The organism is Lawsonibacter hominis (assembly GCF_014287895.1).
Classification (GTDB): domain Bacteria; phylum Bacillota; class Clostridia; order Oscillospirales; family Oscillospiraceae; genus Lawsonibacter_A; species Lawsonibacter_A hominis.
On record NZ_JACOPP010000006.1, the window covers coordinates 41,063 to 59,419 of the forward strand.

Sequence of the window (18,357 nt, forward strand, 5' to 3'; positions counted from 1 at the left end):
CAATAGGTTACATAATAGTTTTCTGAAATAATTTTCAAGAGAAAAAAGTGAATATATGACTTTTTATGAAGGGCGCATGCAGCCCGTCCGGGTGCATAGAATAAAGAGAGATACCGGAGGGAGGCGGCGGTATGGAGGAGCGGTATGCTCTGGCGGAGGGAAAGGGCAGGCTGACGGTCCGCGCGGCGGAGGGACGGGTGGCCTGTGAGGCAATGCTGCCGGACGACGGCAGGGGGCTGTATAAAGCGTATCTGTCCGGCCCGCAGGGCCGTTTTCCGCTGGGGGCGCTGCTGCCCGAGGGGGGAACGCTTGTCCTGCGCCGCACGCTCTCTGTGGGCGAATTGGAGCGCCGGGGCGTCTGGCCGCCCACGGGGGGCGGAGTAGAACTGGCGTACCCGGCGCAGCGGCATCCGGCAGCCCCGCCGGCGCCGCCGGGCTGGGTACGGGAGGCGCAGCCGGGGCGTCTGATGGGGGAGATCCTGCTGGCGCGCTGTGCCGGCGCGGCGGAAGGCGCCCTGCTGCGCCGGGAGGAGGACGGATTTTCCCTGGCGCTCCCTTTCCGCACGGACCGGCGCTTTCCGCTGACGCCGCTGTTCTGCTTTGCGAAAGTGGAAAACCTGGGGGAGGAGCATTACGCGATTTTTTGCTTCAATCGCTGCGGGTGCCCCAGGCCGCCGCATAAAGGGGAGACGCAGGGATAAACTATGGGGGCAGTCTGAAACAAAGGAGTGAAAGCGTTATGGCAAACCTGACCAACAAGGAACTGGCGGGCCTGTCCGACCAGCTGGATTTTGAAAAGGTGCTCTGCTGCAAGTACCAGGCCGCCGCCCAGGAGTGTACCGAGGCCGATCTGAAGAATTGCTTCCAGCAGTACGCCAGCCAGCATAAGCAGAATTTTGAAACACTGCTGAACTTTTTGAAGTAATAAAGAGGAGGGACGACCATGAACGACCAGGAGCGGATCACAGACCTGATTTTTGCGGAGAAGAAGATGTCCTCCAACTACGATACCTTTGCCTCCGAGTGCGTCAATGTGCAGCTGCGGGACGAGTACCTGAACATTCTCAATCAGGGCCATAAGACCCAGACCGAGCTGTTCAAGACCGCCCAGCAGAAGGGCTGGTATCAGGTGGAACAGGCGCCCGAGAGCAAAGTGAGCACCGCCTACGCCAAGTTCAACAACCAGAAGCCCCAGTGATCGGCCGGGCCGGACTTTTACCGAAGTCCGGCCCTTTTTACATTGCGGAAGCATCCGCTTTATGCTACAATAATGCCTGTTGAATCGGCCGCAATGCAGCGGAATGGCGCGGCGATGGCGCGCCCCCGGTCACCGGTAAAATGGATTCAAAAGAGGAGTTTACAGCGTATGAGTAAAGCGAACAAGGCAAAGGGCGGTAATCGGACGGTCGTGATCGCCGCGATCGGTCTGGCGATCGTGGTGGCGGCGCTGCTGCTGGTCTGGCGGACCATGGGACCGCAGAGCGCGGCGGGCGGAAAGACCGTCACCGTTCAGGTGGTCCACGAGGACGGAAGCAGCAGGGATTTTACCCTGAATACTGACGAGGAGTTTCTGGGCGCCGCCCTGATCGCGGACGGCGTGGTGGAGGATAACCAGAGCGCTTACGGCCTGTATATCCTTACGGCCGACGGCGAGACCGCCGACGAGAGCAAGCAGGAGTGGTGGAAGCTCACCAAGGAGGGGGAGATGGTGAATACCGGCGCCGACGTCACCCCCATTGCGGACGGGGAGCATTATGAACTGACCCTCACCGTGGGTTATGACGGCTTCTGATCGCCCTTCCCGACGCCCGATGCGGGCCAGGGAGATCGTGCTTCTTGGCCTGCTGGGGGCGGTGCTTTTCGTTTCCAAGATGGCGCTGGCCGGGCTGCCCAATATCGAGCCGGTCTCTCTGCTTATTATGGTGTACATGGCGGTCCTGGGCTGGCGGGGACTGTTTCCGGTCTATATCTATGTGTTTCTGGAATATTTGATCTGGGGCGTCAACCTGTGGTCCATTTGCTATCTATATGTGTGGCTGGTGCTGGCGCTGCTGGCCCGTCTGCTGCGTCGGATGGAGTCTGCCTTGGGCTGGGCGGTGCTGTCCGGCGCGTTCGGCCTGTGCTTCGGCGCGCTGTGTGCGCTGACCTATCTGGTGGCCGTGGGCTGGTCTTACGCTCTGAGCTGGTGGATCAGCGGCATCCCCTTCGACCTGGCGCACTGCGCCGGGAATTTTGGGATGGCCTTGGTGCTCTTTCGGCCCTGCCGCAAGGTGCTCGCCCGCCTGGCGGGGAATCTGGCAAGGCCTTGAACGGGTCTGCTTGAACGCCCCCGGCCCTGACGGCCGGGGGCGTTTTGCGTGCGGCGCGGAGAAATTTGCATCCTTTTGGGGAATCGGGTATACTGGAAGCTGATTTGAAACGAGCGGGGGAGAAGCCATGCTGCTTTCTGCGGAGCAAGTGACGAAACTGTATGGGGACCGGATCCTGCTGGACCGGGTATCGTTTTCGCTGGACCGGGGCGATAAAGTGGGAGTCATCGGGGTCAACGGCGCAGGAAAATCCACGCTTCTGCGCCTGTTGGCGGGAGCAGAAGAGCCGGACGGCGGAGCAATCGTCCGGGAATCAAACGTACGCCTGGAGTATCTGATGCAGGACCCGGCCTTCGAGGCGTCCCGCACGGTGCTGGAGCAGGTGCTGCTGGGCCTTTCCGAGAATGCCCGCGCGCTGGCGGAGTATGAGGCGAAGAGCATCCTCAGCCGCCTGGGCGTACGGGCGTTTGAACAGAAGATGGGGCGGCTCTCCGGCGGGGAGCGCCGCCGGGCGGCGCTTGCGGCGGTGCTGTGCCGCCCCTGTGACGTGTTGATTTTGGACGAGCCCACCAACCACCTGGACAGCGACATGGTCGCCTGGCTGGAGGAGTGCCTGCGTGCCAGAAAGGGCGCTCTGGTGATGGTGACCCACGACCGCTATTTCCTGGAGCGGGTCGTCCGGAGCATGGTGGAGGTGGAGGACGGCAGGCTGTTCCGGTATGAAGGCAATTACGACGACTATCTGGAGCGCCGCGCGCAGCGGCAGGAAAGCGAGCGCGCCAGCGAGCGCAAACGGCAGGCGCTGCTGCGCCGGGAATACCAGTGGGTGATGCAGGGCCCCACCGCGCGGGGCACCAAAAGCCGGGAGCGGTTGGAGCGGTACGAGGCCCTGAAGGCCCAGACCGGGCCGGAGGAAAAAGCCTCCATGGAACTTTCCGCATGTGCCTCGCGTCTGGGAAAGAAGACCATCGAATTGCGCGGGATCACGAAGGCCTTCGGCACGCGCACCGTCCTGCGGGACTTCAGCTGCCGGTTTCTGCGGGACGACCGGGTGGGGATCGTGGGGGTCAACGGCAGCGGAAAGTCCACGCTGCTGAACCTGATCGCCGGGGCGCTGCGTCCGGACCGGGGGGAGATCGAGATCGGGGAGACCGTGCGCATCGGCTACTTCCGCCAGGAGGTGCCTGATATGGATGGGGATACCCGAGTCATCGACTACGTCAAGGAGATCGGCAACCGGATCGCCACCCCGGACGGCATGGTCACGGCGTCCCAGCTGCTGGAGCAGTTCCTGTTCCCGGAGCCGGTACAGTGGAGCCCCATCGGCAAACTCTCCGGCGGGGAAAAGCGGCGATTGTTTCTGCTTTCCATCCTGGCCGCCGCCCCCAATGTGCTGCTGTTGGACGAGCCCACCAATGACCTGGATATCCCAACGCTCACGGTTTTGGAGGATTATCTGGAGCGCTTTCCCGGCATCGTGATCGCGGTCTCGCATGACCGGTGGTTTCTGGACCGGGTGGTCCGGCGGGTGTTTGCCGTGGAGGAGGATGGTACGCTACGGGCCTACCCGGGCGGCTATACCGATTATCTGGAGGCCCGGCGGGCCGCAGAGCGGGCCAGGGCCCCCAAGCCCCGGCAGGAAAAGCGCCCGGAGAAAACGGCGGGCGCCCCAAAGCGGAAGTTTTCCTACAAAGAACAGCGGGAATTTGAAACCATCGACGGCGAGATCGCAGCGCTGGAAGCGCAGATCGCCCAGGTACAGGCGGAGCAGGCGGCCAATGCCAGCGATTATGTGACCCTCCAGACGCTTCAGCAGCGGCAGGAGGCGCTGGAAACCGTTCTGGAGGAAAAAATGGAGCGCTGGGTCTATCTCAACGACCTGGCCGAGCAGATCGCCAATCAAGAGAAATAGAGGAGAAATGATTATGGTGGGACTATGGCGGCCCTTGGCGGCCCTTGTGCTGGCGGGACTTTTGGGGTGGACGGCGGCCGCCCCGGCGCGGACGGCGGGAGCGGACGCTGCGGCAGAGGAATTCCGGGCGGTGTGGGTGGCTACGGTGTACAACCTGGATTACCCGGCCAAGGCCACCACGGACCCTGCGGCGCTGAAGCGGCAGGCCGACGAAATCCTGCGGGGCTGCGCGGATATGGGGATGAATGCGGTCATCCTCCAGGTGCGTCCCTCCTGCGACGCCCTGTACCCCTCGCGGCTGTTCCCCTGGAGCCGTTATCTGACCGGACGGCAGGGGACCGCGCCGGCGGAGGGGTTCGATCCCCTGGCCTATTGGGTGGAGCAGGCCCACGCGCTGGGACTGGAGCTTCACGCCTGGATCAACCCCTTTCGGGTGACCAAGGCCGGGGCGGAGGAGCTGGCCGCCCTGTCGGCAGACCACCCGGCCGTCCTCCATCCGGAATGGGTGGCGGAACATGACGGCAACTACTACCTGGACCCCGGCCTGCCGGAGGTGCGGGAACTGGTGGTCCAGGGGGCGGAGGAGCTGGCCCGCAATTACGATGTGGACGGGATCCATCTGGACGACTATTTCTACCCCGGTTCCGACTTTGACGATGCCGCCGCCTTTGACCGCTACGGCGGAAGCTTTTCCAATGTGGGGGACTGGCGGCGTGAGAACGTAAACCAGTTGGTAAAGGCGCTGGGGGAGCGGCTGCATGCCATCCGGCCTGAGCTGGCCTACGGCATCAGCCCTTCCGGCGTGTGGGCGGACAGCCGGAGCATCCCCGGGGGCTCCCGTACCACCGGGGGATATGAGAGCTATTACGCCGCCTACGCCGACAGCCGGAAGTGGGTGAAGGAGGGCTGGATCGACTACATCTGTCCCCAGATCTACTGGTACATTGGACACAAGACGATGGATTATGCGGCGATTGCCCGCTGGTGGGCGGATACGGTAGAGGGGACAGGAGTTTCCCTTTACATAGGCATGGCGGACTATCAGGCGGGAAAAAGCGATCCGGCCGATCCGTGGTACGGTACGGCGGCCATCCAGGCGCAGCTGGCGCTGAACGACACGCTGCCCCAAGTGGCGGGGGAGGTCCACTTCCGCTACCGGCTCATCGCGTCCAACGATGCCTTGAGCGCCCTTTACCGGGAGACCTACCAGAGGGTGCAATCCCCTGTGACGGAACCCACACCGGCGCCGACCGCAGCCGTGCCCACCCCTGTGCCCACGCCTGAGCCGTCTGGCTCGCTCCGTCTGGACACATCCGGCAAGGGGGCCTACATCCAGGGCAGCGGCGGCCTGTTTCGACCGGATGACGCCCTGACTCGAGCTGAGGCGGTGGCCCTGTTGGCCCGCCTCAGCAAAGATGAGCAAGGGAACTTGCTTTACAATGAAGCGGAGACCGCGAGCGGATTTCCCGACGTGGACGCCGATGCGTGGTATGCCCCTTATGTGGCCTTTGCCCGCGCTTGGGGCGTAGCCGGCGGCTACCCGGACGGCACCTTCCGTCCGGAGTCGCCGGTGAGCCGGGCGGAACTGGTGAAGCTGCTCTGCGCCTATTTTGATCGGCCGGGCGCGGCAGGGGAAACCTCCTTTCCCGATGTGCCGGCCGGTCATTGGGCGGCGGACGCCATCGCTTATGCGGCCGCGCAGGGCTGGATCTCCGGTTATCCAGACGGCTCCTTCCAGCCGGAGCAGACCGTGACGCGTGCGGAGACGGTCAAGATATTGAACCGGGCGCTGGGGCGTCCGGCGGCCGAGCAGGCGGAACCGGAGACCCTTTTTTCGGATGTCCCCCAGACCCACTGGGCCCGCGCGGAGATCCTGGCGGCGGCCCAGTAAAAAGGAGCCGCTGCAGGAGGGAACGTTTGCAGCGTTCCCCTCACGACCGCGCAGCCGCAAAACAGGAAAGTCCCCAGCGCGGATGACCGGGTGTCCGTGATTTGGATCATACCAGCTGGAGCGATCTGTTTGAGGTGTGGAGAGCGTTGCGGCCGAAGCGTATCCAGACCATATCCCTGTGACGATCCGTATCCCGCTCAAAATTTTAAGGTATTACCGCATCATTCAACGCGTGCGGACCGGCGCGAAAATTTGTGCCGCAAAAAGGCGCAAAACCGCAGGAATGCTTTTTGTATTACAAGGTTTTGCAACGCATTTGTGGGGCAAATTGGCCGCCAAGACGTGTGTGGGGAATTGTGCGGTGATGCCTTAAACAAATGCCGAGGCGGAACACCCCTGAAAAAGGAGTTGCTCCGCCTCGGCATTTTTATGGGCGTCGGTTTTGCAGCGCGCCTTTTGGCGTCTTGCGTCCGCAGGGCGTTCTGCAGCTCCCGAGCGCGCGGCGTACGGACGGGGCCCAAGCTCCGGGAGGGATGGACGGAAAAACGGGCGCGCACGCCCTGCGCGGCCTCCTATTCTTCCCGGCAGGCGTAAAGGGCTTTGGAGATCTGTTCCGAAGCCTCCCGCAGGGCGGGGAGATATTTGAGAAGGGTTTTAGGATCCTCGACGCCGATAAAGCCGCTGAAGGACAGGGCGGCGATAATGGTGCCCTGATTGTCGCGCACCGGCACCGCGATACATGAGCCGTTGGCCGAAGATTCCCTGTCGTCAAAGGCATATCCCTGCCGGGCGACCAGGCGCAGCTCGTTCCAAAAATGTTCCGGATCTGCGATCGTGTTGGGCGTAAACGTTTGGAACGGCGTGGATTCCAAAAGCATGTCCACGATGGGAATGGGCAGTTCGGAAAGCAGGACCTTCCCGCCCGCACAGGCATAGAACGGCATGGCGGAGTTGAGCGGGACCACATAGTCCACAAGATTTTTTGTGCGGGACTGCTGGAGGATAAAGCATTCTGCGCCGTCCCGCACCGTCAGATTCATGGCCTGCATCCATTCTTCCGTATAGCGGTTCATGATAAACGCGGAAACGTCCTTCAGCGCCAGATACAGATTGTTTTTTTCTGTGACAAAGCTGATTTTCTCTCCGGGAATATAGCGACCGTCGGTAAACTGGAATGCCCATCCCGATTTTTCGAGGGTCTTCAGGATGCGAAAGGCCGTGGAGGGATTCAGTTCGCAGAGTTTTGCAATTTCGTTCACGCCGAGACGCTCGCGCCGGGCACGCAGCAGATCCAGAACAGCCAGGGCTCGCTCCACCATTTTGATGGTTTCAACATTCTTACTCTGATTTTCCAAAATGATGACCCCCACATATTTTTCTACGCTTCCAGGTGCAGCAAAGGTCCTGCACGGTACTGCAATCAAAATCGGAATAATAATTTCGAGAATGGAACGGAGTGACTTCTTTCTATGATTTACTATACTGTATCCGGCGCTTTTTTGTCAATATTGAAAGGAGAGAAATCATAAAATTGGTAGGATATCCAACAGGAAGGAGGGATTTGAGCTAAAAGTATGGCGGAAATGTTACAGACAGAGGTTTGGTTGTGTATTATGCCGGTTTTCAATTGTACTGTTTGGATAAATATAACAAAAACGACTGGGCGGCTGGATTCTGCCTTGCATTTTGATTTTCGTTGTGCAATAATTAAATCGGAATAGATATTCCGATAAAATATTTTGCGATCAAAAGGAGATGCAGTTATGGCGAGAGAAAAGCTCAGCGGGATCTATATTCCGGTCGTAACCCCCTTTCACAGGGATGAATCCATCAACTTCAGCGCCATTAAGGAGATCACCAGGTTTTTGGCGGACAACGGAGTCACCGGTATCATTCCCTCCGGCAGCACCGGGGAAATGATCGCATTGACCAAGGAAGAGCAGATCGCGGTCAACAAGGCGTATATCGAAGCCGGCCATGACAATGGGATCAAGGTGGTCGCATCCACCGGCGCCTATCGCACCTGCGACGTGGTGGAGTTATCCAAAGCGGCCGAGTCTGACGGAGCGGACGGCATTATGGCGGTCACGCCCTGGTACATGGGACCCAACGAGAAGGAGCTTCTGGTCCACTACAAAACGATCCACGATGCGATCAGCATCCCCGTGATGCTGTATCACAACCCCTACTATTCCACTGTGCTGATGAGCGACAAGTTCATGGCAAAGCTGTATCTGGAAGGCTGCATCGACGCGGTCAAGGAGCGCCAGGCCGACGTGTTCCGCCAGCAGGACCTGCGCCACCTCACGGACGACAACTTCGCGATCTTCTACGGCTACGACGTCTGTCCCGTGGAGACCCTGTGCTGCTGGACCGACGGCTGGGTGTGCGGCACCGGCAATCTGTTCCCCAAGGAGAACGCCGAGGTCTACAAGCTGGCGAAGGGGAAGAAGGTGGAGCAGGCCATGAAGGCGCACACCGAGCTGGTACGCCCCTACCTGCATCTGTTTTCCGAGCCGGATTCCAACGGCGACGTGCTCTGGCTCCAGATCATCAAGGAGGGCCTGAAGCTGCGGGGCATCGACGCGGGCTACTGCCGCAGGCCGGTGCTCTCCGAGCTGCCGGAGGAGACGCTCAAGCGCCTGAAGGACACCCTGAAGCATTACGGCTACCTGGACTGACGTACCATGACGCACGGCCTTGTTTCTAAGCGGCTCCGCTCAATAGCGGGAAATAAGGCCCGGCCTTAGGAAGGAGACATGGCGACATGAACCAAAAAACGTTTGACGTGATCGTGGCCGGCGGCGGCACCGCAGGCGCGATCGCGGGGCTGGCCGCCGCCAGGAACGGCGCCAGGACCCTGATCGTGGAAAAGAACCGGTGCTTGGGCGGGCAGTTTACAGCGGGTATGATGGGCGCGTGGGTCGGCTTCAGCGATAAACTGCACCGCTGTGTCGGCGGCATCGCCTGGGAGCTGCGCAACGTCCTCAACGAGCTGGGCGCCGTTGTTGACGAGGACCCGGAAACGGATGTATGCTACCTGTATGATACGGAGGTCGCAAAGGTGGTCTTGGCCGACCTGGCGGCCCGGGAGCCCAATCTGACCACGTATCTCAACACGCAGATCGTGGACGTCCTGCAGGTGGGCGATACCCTGAGCGGACTGGTCATCCTGTCTGAAATGGAATTGATGGAGGTCCGTGCCGAGATGATCGTGGACTGCACGGGTGACGCAGCCGTGGCCGCGAAGGCCGGGGTCCCCTGTGAGATCCGTCCCAAGAAAGAGATTCAGCCCATGAGCCTGGTGGGGAAAATGTCCGGCGTGGATCTGGCGCGGGTCAAGGCGTATTATAAAGAGCATCCGCCCGTAAAAGATCACATGGTGGCCCCCTCGTGGCGGGAGTTCAAAACGTTCCCCGGCTTTATGCACTATGGCTTCATGGACATGCTGGAGGGCGTGGAGCTTCCGCCTCATTTGGAATATCTGCGCAGCTGGTTCGGCACCTTCATGTCCTCTCCCAACGAAGGCGAGATTACCATCAACTGCTCCGGTGCGATCGCCTCCCACAGCATCGAGGGCTTTGAGGAAAAAACCAGGCAGGAGAACTTTTCGCAAAAATGTCTGTACGATGTGGCCGAAGCGCTGAAACGGTATGTGCCGGGATTTGAAAACGCTTATCTCAGCGCCATATCCGGCTTCCTGGGCGTGCGGGAGAGCCGCAGGGTCCTCGGCGACTACAAGGTGACGATGGATGACTTCATGGCCGCACGGGACTTTGAGGACAGCATAGGACGTGGCGCCATGCCCGCCGGCTATCACACGGCGGACGGCGTGACCATGATCGTGTACAATCTGGAGCCCGGCAAGTCCATGACCATCCCTTATCGGTGCATGGTGGCCAAGGGCAAAGAGAATCTGCTGGTCGCGGGCCGCTGCGCCTCCTATGAGATCGAGGTGGCCAACTGCATTCGCTGTATGCCTCAGTGCATGGCCATGGGCGAGGCGGCCGGCACGGCCGCGGCGCTTGCTGTGAAACACAGCGTGACCGCCCGGAGAATCGACGTTGGGGAGCTTCAGAAAATTTTAAAGGACAACGGCGGCATCCTTTGATCCCGCAGTGTTTGTACCCTCTGGACAAAATTTGCATGAGACAGGAAAGGAGAACTACAATGACGAAGAAGCTCACATCCCTGCTGCTGGCCGTTGTTCTCGTGGCACTCACGCTGACCGCCTGCGGACCGGAGAGCGCCGACCCTCCTGTATCCGAAAAACCAGAAGACCTGTCTTCGGCGCAGACGCCGGACGCCTCCGCCGACAGCGCTTCCTATGAGGGACAAAACCTTGTGATCTGGACAAACCTGACCGCCGATGCGCAGTATGAGGTGCTCAACAAGCAGTTCAACGAGCTGGGGGCGGAGCTGGGCGTCACGGTCACGGTGGAGAAGGTCTCCTTCAATGAGATGTACGGAAAGCTTGCCACCGCGGTCTCTTCCGGCGATGTGCCCGACATCATGCACACCAACTTCGGCGGCACGGCGTACCTGTACGAAACCGAAAGCATCATGCCCATGGACGACGTCATCAACGACATTGGGGCCGGCGATTTTTCCGACGCGTATCTCAGGGTGCTCACCGGAAAGGACGGAAAGATCTACGGACTGCCCGACTGGGCCATGCATACCTCCGTATGGTACCGCAAGGACCTGTTTGCGGAGAAGAACCTGAAGGTACCCACCACTTGGGCGGAATTTTTAACCACCGCGGAGGCCCTCAACAGCGACGGGATGAAGGGCTTCAACGTGCCGTTGGACAGCGTGCAGGTCGCGGCACAGACCTTCTATGAGATGATGTGCTCCGCGGGGGTCTACTTTATCGATCCCGAGACCGGCGAGTACTGCTTCGATGAAGAGAAGGAAAAGGCCGTTGAGGTCATCGATTATCTGGTGGAGCTGTACCGGAAGGCATCTCCCGCCGGTTCCCTGGCATGGTCCTGGGGCGATTACCGCAACGCCCTGTCCGTAACGGGCACGGTGGCGATGTCGCTGGATATGGGCGCGGTTATCGGCAACGCCCAGAGCAACGCGCCGGAGATGGTGGAAAAGCTCGGCTGCTTTGATTTCCCCGGTGTGGATGGGAATAAGGCCGCATCCTTCGGCTCCGGTTACTGCTTTGTGGCGGTACCCCAGACCGACGATGCCCGCAGCGCCCTGGTCCACGATTTCCTGACGGCGCTCTATACCCCGGAACGCGCGGCGGAGCGCGCGCTGTCCCGTCCGATGTTTGCCTTCCCGTCCTACAAGCCCGCCTTTGAGCGATACAGGGCCAGCGACAAGGTCGCGCTCTTTCAGGATGAGGTCAACTACATCCTGGACGCCTATGAAAACGGCGCCTGGTACTGGTACGGGATGGAGGCCGGTCTGAACGGCCTGTCCGCCTACATCGAATCCACGGGGATCTTCGGCGAGGCGCTTCAGGGCGCGTGCGACGGTACTTACACCGCAGAGCAGGCATACGACCTGATCAACGAAGATCTGATGAGTTATGAAAGCTAGACCGGTGCTCCGATGCAGCGGATGGAGAAAGAGCGTGGTGACCCCGCGCTCTTTCTCCCGCCGGCCGTTTTCCACGGAAGGCATCCAAGGCTTGCGCGTCGGGACGCGGATCGGATGCCGGCGCCCGCTGTATGGGGAGGGGAAGGAACGATGAGACGTGGACCGGCATTGAAAAGGAGCAGGCTTCTGGGAAGCTATGACAGAAGGCACAAACTGATCGGTCTGGCGTTTTCCCTCCCCGCCATTCTGTTTTTGATCCTGTTTGTGGTCTATCCGGTTTGCTACAACGTCTGGCTGAGCTTTACCAATACGTCGCTGATCAAAAAGACCAGCGAGTTTATCTGGCTGGACAATTATGTAAGGCTGTTTGACAATCAATTGTTCTGGAAGTACTTCTGGAATACCTGCAAATGGACCTTCTGGTCGGTGCTGGGGCAGCTTGCCCTGGGGCTGGGAATCGCGCTGCTGATCGCGCGGCCCATGAAGGGCGGTACTGCGCTCAGAAGCTTTTTGCTGATCCCCTACGTCGTGCCCGCCATCACGCTGGCCCTTGTTTCCAGGTGGATGCTCAACAACGAGTACGGCATCATCAGCCATTGGCTTCAGCAGGCGGGGTGGCTGCAGGAGGGACAGTCCCTGCTGGCCATGCAGGGCTCCGCCATGTGGGTGGTGGTCATCCTCAACATCTGGCGCTCCTACCCCTTTCCCATGCTGATCTACTGGGCGGCCCTCAAGGGGATCGATAAAGGAATCTATGAGGCGGCCAGCGTGGACGGAGCCACAAAGTGGCAATGTTTCTGCTATATTACACTGCCGGAGCTGAAAAATACGACCATCGTTCTGGTGGTGCTGCGTACCATCTGGACCGCAACCTATTACGACCTGATCTATATGGTCACCGGCGGCGGGCCCACCGGATCCACCACCACGCTGCCGATCCTGATCTATCAGGCGTCCTTTGGAAAGTATCAGGTGGGATACGGCGCGGCGATCTCCATGGTGCTGGGAGTGCTGATGTTCGTCTGCATCATCTTTTATGTGACAAAATCCGGTGTTGCGGAAGACTGAAAGGAGAAGGGCTGCATGACAACGAACGTTCGGAAAAACAAGATCATCACAGGCGTTTTTGTCGCCGTTCTCATTGTCCTTCTCCTCGTCATGGTCGCGCTGCCGCTGCTGTGGATGGTCGTCAGTTCCTTCAAGCCTGGAGAGGAGCTTTTTACCATCCCTCCGGAGATACTGCCCCAAAAGTGGTCGCTGGAATGGTATATCCAGGCCTTCCAAAACAAGGCGGTGATCCATTACTGCGTCAACAGCCTGTATATCGCCTGCGTGGTCATGGTGATCGACATGATCGTGGGCTCCTTGACGGCATACAGTTTGACGCGCTTTCGATTCAGCGGCAGAAAGGCGATCCTGGTCAGCGTACTGGCCGCCTACTGTGTGCCGCCCATCATGCTGATGCTGCCCCTTTACAAGATCATGAACGGCTTGGGGCTGTCGGGCAGCCATTTCGGCGTGATCATCGGACATCTGACCGTCACGCTTCCGTTTTCCGTGTGGCTGCTGGTGTCGTTTTTCAAAAAGCTGCCCAGGGAGATCGACGAGGCGGCGGTCATGGACGGCGCCAACGAGTGGCAGGTTTTTGCCAAGATCGATCTGCCCCTGTGCATCTCCGGCGTGCTCAGCACGGGGATCATGGCATTTATTATGTCATGGAACGAGTTTTTGCTCTCCAGCGTGCTGACCAATAAGGAGGAAATGAAAACGCTGACGGTGGGCCTGTCCAACTATATCAGTTCCACCCACATTGACTGGGGCATCATCATGGCGCTGGGGACGATCACCACCGTTCCGGTCGTGATCCTGTTTGCGCTGGTGCAGAAGTATTTTGTGGAAGGAATGACCGCCGGCGCCGTCAAGGGATGAGCGGGTCCGCTCCAGGCGCAATGAAAAAGCCGCCCGCCGGGCGGCTCCGCCAGCGGGGAACGCACATTGTGCGTTCCCCGCTACTTTTTGAAACGGCATCTTTTCTGCCGGTGCGTGCCGATGCCCAGCAGCCGGCGGAGCTCATCCGTGTCCTGGGGCGTACAGCCGCGGACCGGGGCCCCGGCCAGTATCCGAAGGAGGGCCAGGGGATTGGCGGCGAACAAAACGGCGCAGGCGGACAGGCGGCGCAGCAATGGTTTCATAGCAGCATCCCTCCGCCTCCAGTATAGGGGCGCAGGGATGCGGATCCGGTCGAAAAAGGGCGGAGGATCAGTTGAAGTAATCCTCCAGATCTGGCAATTCGGTCATGTGATCAATGGTGACGGTGCCGTCGTAGTAGGAAAGGCTCAGATAGAGCGTGCCGTCCGTGCCCCACCAGCCGTTCAGTTCCAGCATATCTGCCTCAGTAAACCCCAATTCATAGAAATCCTGAAAGGCGAAGCCGTCCTTCTTGAGCGCCTCTATGTAGGAGCGCATTTCTTCCCGGGTTGTTCCAGTGACCTGCGTACGGTAAGTCTCCACGGAGACGGCCGCGCCGCCTGGATAGGCGCGCAGGCCGCCGGGCCATCCGCCGGCCTTGGCCGAGGCGTCCTGATTCATCTGGTCCACCGCCTCCGGAAGACCGGCCAGGTCTCCCGTGCCGCTGCTGGAACCGTCTTCCGCTTCCGTTCCGGCGTGTCCGGAGAACACGCCCACGAGGCCGGAGAGGAGGCCCGGAGTACCAGTACCACCCTGGTCTTCTGCAGCGCCTCCGCCCGCGGGCGATCCGCTCAGAAGCGCGCCTAATCCAAGGGACTGGGCTGCGCCCGCCGTGCCGCCGATGCCTTCGGCGCTCATTCTGCCGATGACGCCCCGAAAGGCGAAGCCGAGTACCAGGCTGAGCGCCAGGCCGATGACCGCCAGAATCAGACTGGCCCGGGCCAGATTTCGCTTCTGAAGCTTGCGGCAGCCGCCGCAGGCCCACACGATCATCAGGATCAGCCCCACCAGGGGGATGCACATCAGCAGCAGGATGCCGATGAATCCGCCGGTGGAAATGAGCTCATATCGGCTTCCGGGGGCGGGGCCGCCGCCGCTCCAGCCTTCTACGCTGTAAGCGGGCGGGGCCGCGGTATGGGTCTGCTGCCGGGGCGGCGTGTACTGCGGCGGCGGTGGGGAGGACGGCTCCGCCGGCGGGGAAACAGAAGGCGCCTGGTTTGAAGGCCCGGATTGCCGAAGCGGCTCTGCGCGCTCCGGCGCGGAGGATGCGGTATCCAGTAAAACCGGGCGGCCGCAGCCGGTACAGAAGCGGACGCCGTCCTTCAGCGCGGCGCCGCATTGGGGACAGTTGGGCATGGAACATCGCTCCTTTCCTGGACCGGAAGGTCAGTTCACTCGGGTATAGGCCGTGCCGTCGAAGATCAGGGTATCGCCCTGGAACGAATAGGCCACGCTGGTCGTTTCCTTGCCGCCCAGCCCGCCCAATAGCTTCTGTGTCAGTTCCAGCTCCGTATCGCTCTTGACCTTATATTCGATGGTGTACAGGACCTGCATGGCCGCAAAGGCCTCCTCGAGCTCTTCGTCATTGCCCTCGGCGCCGGCGGCGAAGAAGAAGGTGCCGTCCTGATCGAACCGGATCCCCCACCCGTAGGCGCTCCCTGCGTCGTCGGTGATCTCCCAGGTGCCGACCAGGGCTTTTTGATTGCCGCCTCCACAGCCGGCCGCGGACAGGGCCAGCAATACCGCCAGCGTCAGAGCGAACATACGCCGTTTCATTCGTCGTTCTCCTTTCTGTTTGGGGACGTAAAACGAAATTAACCCAGCTTCTCCACCATGCGCACCGCAATCAGCAGCGCCTGTTCCCGGGTGGCCTGGGCATAGCCTGCCGCCTGCTGGGCGGAGGTGACGGAGCGTGGCATGAATTTGCCGCCGCTGCCTTGGATGATACCGTTTGCGGCCATAAAGTATACGGAGTCCTTCGCCCAGCCGGAGATGTCGGCGTCGTCGGCAAAGGGCACGGGTTTGGCGTAGGCCAGACTGAAGTCGCCGTCGGCCTGGAGCGTCCACCCGGCCAGGGAAACCTTTTTGAATACTCTCGTCAGCATGGTTGCGGCCTGTTCACGGTTCAGCAGGGCGTTCGGCGCAAAGGTGGTGTCTGACGTGCCGTTGACCGCGCCGATGCGGTAGGCCTTCAAAACATCCGCGTCCTTTGTATCGCGGAAGGGGTTGTTGGCCGCGGGAATGGCCGCGCTGTTTGTCAATGCCTCATACGTCTTGACCGCCACGGCGGCAAACTCGGCGCGGGTAATGGGCGCCGTCAGATCCGTACCCTCCAGACACTCGGGGATCAGACCCAGTTCATCGGCCTGCCGGAGGTCGGCGGAGGCCCAAGAGGAGCCGCTGGCGGGCTTGGCGTTTTCATGGTCGGAATTGACCCAGTAGACGCCCACTACGCCGGTCTTCTTGTCCTTGGCGTAAAAAGCCACGCCGTCCTGGGCGTCGGAATGAAAGGTGACGACCCCGTTGGCGTCTATGGTGGCGGCGTCGTTGTAGGAGCTGGACCAGACGTAGTCGTCGGGACGCCTGGATACGCCGTTGTCGGCGGTGAGCGTCAGCACGTCCCCGGTCCCGGCAGTCTCTTTTCCGTTCTTCTCAGAGACATAGACCGTGCTGTATTGGTCGGTGGTTGTTACCAGACTGGCCGCGTCGTAGTAGGCGTCCACGTCACTCCCGACATACCAGACGGCCCACAGCACCACCCGGGCGGTCACGGCCCCGGCGGGAACAGAGGCGATGATGGTCTGCTGGTTCCAGTCCGGGTTGCGCTGCTCCTGGATATGGCCCTTGAGCGGCTTGCCGGAGGGATCCAGGAACTGAAGCTCCACCCGGCCCATGTCGTGGGGCGGCTGGTCGTAGTTGCAGACCATGACGCTGAAAACGACCGAATCGCCGGTCTTGGAGCCGGAGAGAGAGACGTCCTGATAGATGCAGGTGTTCTCCTGACTGGCCTGGAGGGGCCAGGCGAAATAACTGCCGTCCTGGGGGTCGTAGCCGCTTTCGCTTTCTGCAGTGCCCCATTTGCCGTCGGGTGAGGTCCAGCCGGCGAGGCCGTCTTCAAAGCTGGGGTTGGCAAGCAGATTGGCGCTGGTGGAGGCGGCCGCCGCAGGCAGCGGAGACAGCAGCAGAAAAAGCGTAAACAAAAGGGCGCCGAGCCGTTTTTTCATACAGGGACTTCCTTTCTGAAGCGAGTTAACGGAGCAATACGATGCCCCCCAATACGGGCAGGGGCTTTTGGAAGCCCTGGAGCGCATGGACGATCCCGGTGATGGCCAGCACCAGAAAAAAAAGGCCGAGGATGCCGTAGAGGTAACCGACCGCACGCCATAGCAGGCCGTAGGGAAGGACCCGCCAGAGAATATTAGAAAGGATGCTCACGAGGACCTCCGCCAGGAACAGCGTCAGGCCCTGCCCTGTGTGAAAGCGGACAAAGGGGTCGTCTTTTGCGGTGAACAGCGGGATGAGACACAGGATGCTCAGGTAGGACAGTACCCCCATCAGGGTGTTTTGGCCGGCGGCCGGAGCGGAGGCGGGCGCGGGGGGCGCGACGGGGCTGGAGTTGGCAGGCGCACCGCATTTGGGACAGAATCTTGCATGTTCTTCCATCTGCGTGCCGCAGATACCGCAGAATGCCATATGGGACTCCTCCTTATTACATGTGTTTGTAGTGACGCGGGGGTGCCGGGGAAGGATAAGAGCCGGAAGGGGAGGGGGGCCTCTGCTTCCGGCTCTTATCTTAGCGGGCGTCGGTTCGTTTGTAATCATCCCAGGGATGATGCGGGCCGGGAAACAGGGGTGATTTTTGGGGTGATTTTGCCCGGCGGGGATCCCCGGCGAGGAGTGAAAGGCGGGCGCCTCACGACGGAGGCGGGAAGCGTCCCGGGAGGGCGCCTGTGCGGCGTGCCGGGACATAGAACAGCGCCCGCCGGTCCCGGCGGGCGCTGGCAGTCAAGCCGCAGAAAACATGGTATGCCAGAACTGCCGGTCCAGCGAAAGCAGGTAGGAGACGGCGCGTATAAGCTCGGCAGGGGGCATATGGATATAATTGAAAAAACGCACCATCTCAGCTACGATGGCCCTATTGGATGAGATGCCCTTTAAAATCCGTTTGTTGCATTCCGGAGTACCCCAGGATATTCCGTAAAAGAGATGGCATTGACCGGACTCGGAGGGAAGAATGTGGGGGAAGATTCTATATCTCGCTCTCATTGTACTTGCTACCTCTTTCCATTCTTATTGGCGGGGCTTGTGCGATCAAAACCCGATCCACTCGTTGGACGCCCGTTCGCCTTCGTCCGCTTGCCTCAATGCGGATTTTGCTCGCTGGCAGGCTGTGCAGCGCTTTTCAAAAGCCGAACGGCAGCCGGTAAGGCAGACAGACGGCAAAGGCGGGCAGCCGGCAGCGCGGGAGGACAACAAAGCCGGCGGGTATTTGGCCCCGGGAAGCCGTGCTGCCCTTTGTCCGATCCAGGTACACAGGTATTATATAGAAAGTGCTTCGGCAAAGAAATGCAATTTGCTTACAAAATGAGAGGACGGCAACTGTATAAGGTTTACAAACATTGTAAAAAGTTTGTAAAAAATTCCTTTGAGAAGCGGGTTGGCGTTTTGCTTGCAGGCCGAACTGAAACACTAAAAAAATTTTCTATTTTCTCTTGACAAATGGA

The 18,357-nt window shown here is 60.3% G+C and carries 19 protein-coding genes; 13 read left to right on the top strand and 6 right to left on the bottom strand.

The window, feature by feature from the left end; all coding sequences use genetic code 11:
* Positions 1 to 131: 131 nt before the first annotated feature.
* From H8S57_RS06325 to H8S57_RS06360, 8 genes are all read left to right on the top strand, one after another.
* The gene (locus H8S57_RS06325) at positions 132 to 701 is read left to right on the top strand and encodes a hypothetical protein (RefSeq protein WP_186907240.1); all 570 of its coding nucleotides are present in this window, start codon (positions 132 to 134) and stop codon (positions 699 to 701) included.
* A gap of 38 nt (positions 702 to 739) precedes the next feature.
* Positions 740 to 925, top strand: coding sequence for a spore coat protein (locus H8S57_RS06330; protein ID WP_186907241.1), 186 nt, complete (start codon positions 740 to 742; stop codon positions 923 to 925).
* Positions 926 to 943: 18 nt separating this feature from the next.
* Entirely contained in the window at positions 944 to 1,198 is a 255-nt protein-coding gene (locus H8S57_RS06335; RefSeq protein WP_186907242.1) for a spore coat protein, read from the top strand.
* 168 nt (positions 1,199 to 1,366) lie between these two features.
* Complete coding sequence (locus H8S57_RS06340; protein WP_186907243.1) at positions 1,367 to 1,792, top strand: DUF4430 domain-containing protein; 426 nt, start codon at positions 1,367 to 1,369, stop codon at positions 1,790 to 1,792.
* On the top strand, positions 1,779 to 2,309 hold the full coding sequence (locus H8S57_RS06345) for a hypothetical protein (protein ID WP_186907244.1): 531 nt from the start codon (positions 1,779 to 1,781) through the stop codon (positions 2,307 to 2,309). The genes H8S57_RS06340 and H8S57_RS06345 overlap by 14 nt, the downstream gene beginning before the upstream one ends.
* Positions 2,310 to 2,436: 127 nt before the next feature.
* Positions 2,437 to 4,221 (top strand): ABC-F family ATP-binding cassette domain-containing protein, encoded by a 1,785-nt coding sequence (locus H8S57_RS06350; protein WP_186907245.1) that lies wholly within the window; start codon positions 2,437 to 2,439, stop codon positions 4,219 to 4,221.
* 13 nt (positions 4,222 to 4,234) lie between these two features.
* Entirely contained in the window at positions 4,235 to 6,112 is a 1,878-nt protein-coding gene (locus H8S57_RS06355; RefSeq protein ID WP_243204730.1) for a family 10 glycosylhydrolase, read from the top strand.
* Between the two features lie 178 nt (positions 6,113 to 6,290).
* Positions 6,291 to 6,485 (top strand): hypothetical protein, encoded by a 195-nt coding sequence (locus tag H8S57_RS06360; RefSeq protein ID WP_207723720.1) that lies wholly within the window; start codon positions 6,291 to 6,293, stop codon positions 6,483 to 6,485.
* Between the two features lie 199 nt (positions 6,486 to 6,684).
* Here the strand turns inward: H8S57_RS06360 and H8S57_RS06365 are convergent, their stop codons facing one another.
* A complete protein-coding gene (locus H8S57_RS06365; protein ID WP_186907248.1) occupies positions 6,685 to 7,431 on the bottom strand; it encodes an IclR family transcriptional regulator in 747 nt (248 codons plus the stop codon).
* 444 nt (positions 7,432 to 7,875) lie between these two features.
* Here H8S57_RS06365 and H8S57_RS06370 point away from each other — a divergent pair, with 444 nt between their 5' ends.
* From H8S57_RS06370 to H8S57_RS06390, 5 genes are all read left to right on the top strand, one after another.
* A complete protein-coding gene (locus H8S57_RS06370) occupies positions 7,876 to 8,793 on the top strand; it encodes a dihydrodipicolinate synthase family protein (protein ID WP_186907249.1) in 918 nt (305 codons plus the stop codon).
* Between the two features lie 86 nt (positions 8,794 to 8,879).
* Positions 8,880 to 10,223: an FAD-dependent oxidoreductase gene (locus tag H8S57_RS06375; RefSeq protein WP_186907250.1), complete on the top strand. Its 1,344-nt coding sequence runs from the start codon at positions 8,880 to 8,882 to the stop codon at positions 10,221 to 10,223.
* Positions 10,224 to 10,282: 59 nt separating this feature from the next.
* Positions 10,283 to 11,665, top strand: coding sequence for an ABC transporter substrate-binding protein (locus H8S57_RS06380; RefSeq protein ID WP_186907251.1), 1,383 nt, complete (start codon positions 10,283 to 10,285; stop codon positions 11,663 to 11,665).
* 150 nt (positions 11,666 to 11,815) lie between these two features.
* Positions 11,816 to 12,733 (top strand): carbohydrate ABC transporter permease, encoded by a 918-nt coding sequence (locus tag H8S57_RS06385; RefSeq protein WP_186907252.1) that lies wholly within the window; start codon positions 11,816 to 11,818, stop codon positions 12,731 to 12,733.
* Positions 12,734 to 12,748: 15 nt separating this feature from the next.
* Positions 12,749 to 13,594, top strand: coding sequence for a carbohydrate ABC transporter permease (locus tag H8S57_RS06390; protein WP_186907253.1), 846 nt, complete (start codon positions 12,749 to 12,751; stop codon positions 13,592 to 13,594).
* An 80-nt stretch (positions 13,595 to 13,674) separates the two neighbouring features.
* Here H8S57_RS06390 and H8S57_RS06395 read toward each other — a convergent pair whose 3' ends face one another.
* From H8S57_RS06395 to H8S57_RS06415, 5 genes are all read right to left on the bottom strand, one after another.
* On the bottom strand, positions 13,675 to 13,857 hold the full coding sequence (locus tag H8S57_RS06395) for a hypothetical protein (RefSeq protein WP_186907254.1): 183 nt from the start codon (positions 13,855 to 13,857) through the stop codon (positions 13,675 to 13,677).
* 67 nt (positions 13,858 to 13,924) lie between these two features.
* The gene (locus H8S57_RS06400) at positions 13,925 to 14,989 is read right to left on the bottom strand and encodes a zinc-ribbon domain-containing protein (RefSeq protein WP_186907255.1); all 1,065 of its coding nucleotides are present in this window, start codon (positions 14,987 to 14,989) and stop codon (positions 13,925 to 13,927) included.
* Between the two features lie 30 nt (positions 14,990 to 15,019).
* Positions 15,020 to 15,409, bottom strand: coding sequence for a hypothetical protein (locus tag H8S57_RS06405; protein WP_186907256.1), 390 nt, complete (start codon positions 15,407 to 15,409; stop codon positions 15,020 to 15,022).
* 38 nt (positions 15,410 to 15,447) lie between these two features.
* Positions 15,448 to 16,857 carry an S-layer homology domain-containing protein gene (locus H8S57_RS06410; RefSeq protein WP_186907257.1) on the bottom strand — a complete coding sequence of 470 codons (1,410 nt, stop codon included), beginning with the start codon at positions 16,855 to 16,857 and terminating at the stop codon, positions 15,448 to 15,450.
* 25 nt (positions 16,858 to 16,882) lie between these two features.
* Entirely contained in the window at positions 16,883 to 17,326 is a 444-nt protein-coding gene (locus H8S57_RS06415) for a magnetosome magnetite crystal formation protein family (protein ID WP_186907258.1), read from the bottom strand.
* Positions 17,327 to 18,357 lie beyond the last annotated feature (1,031 nt).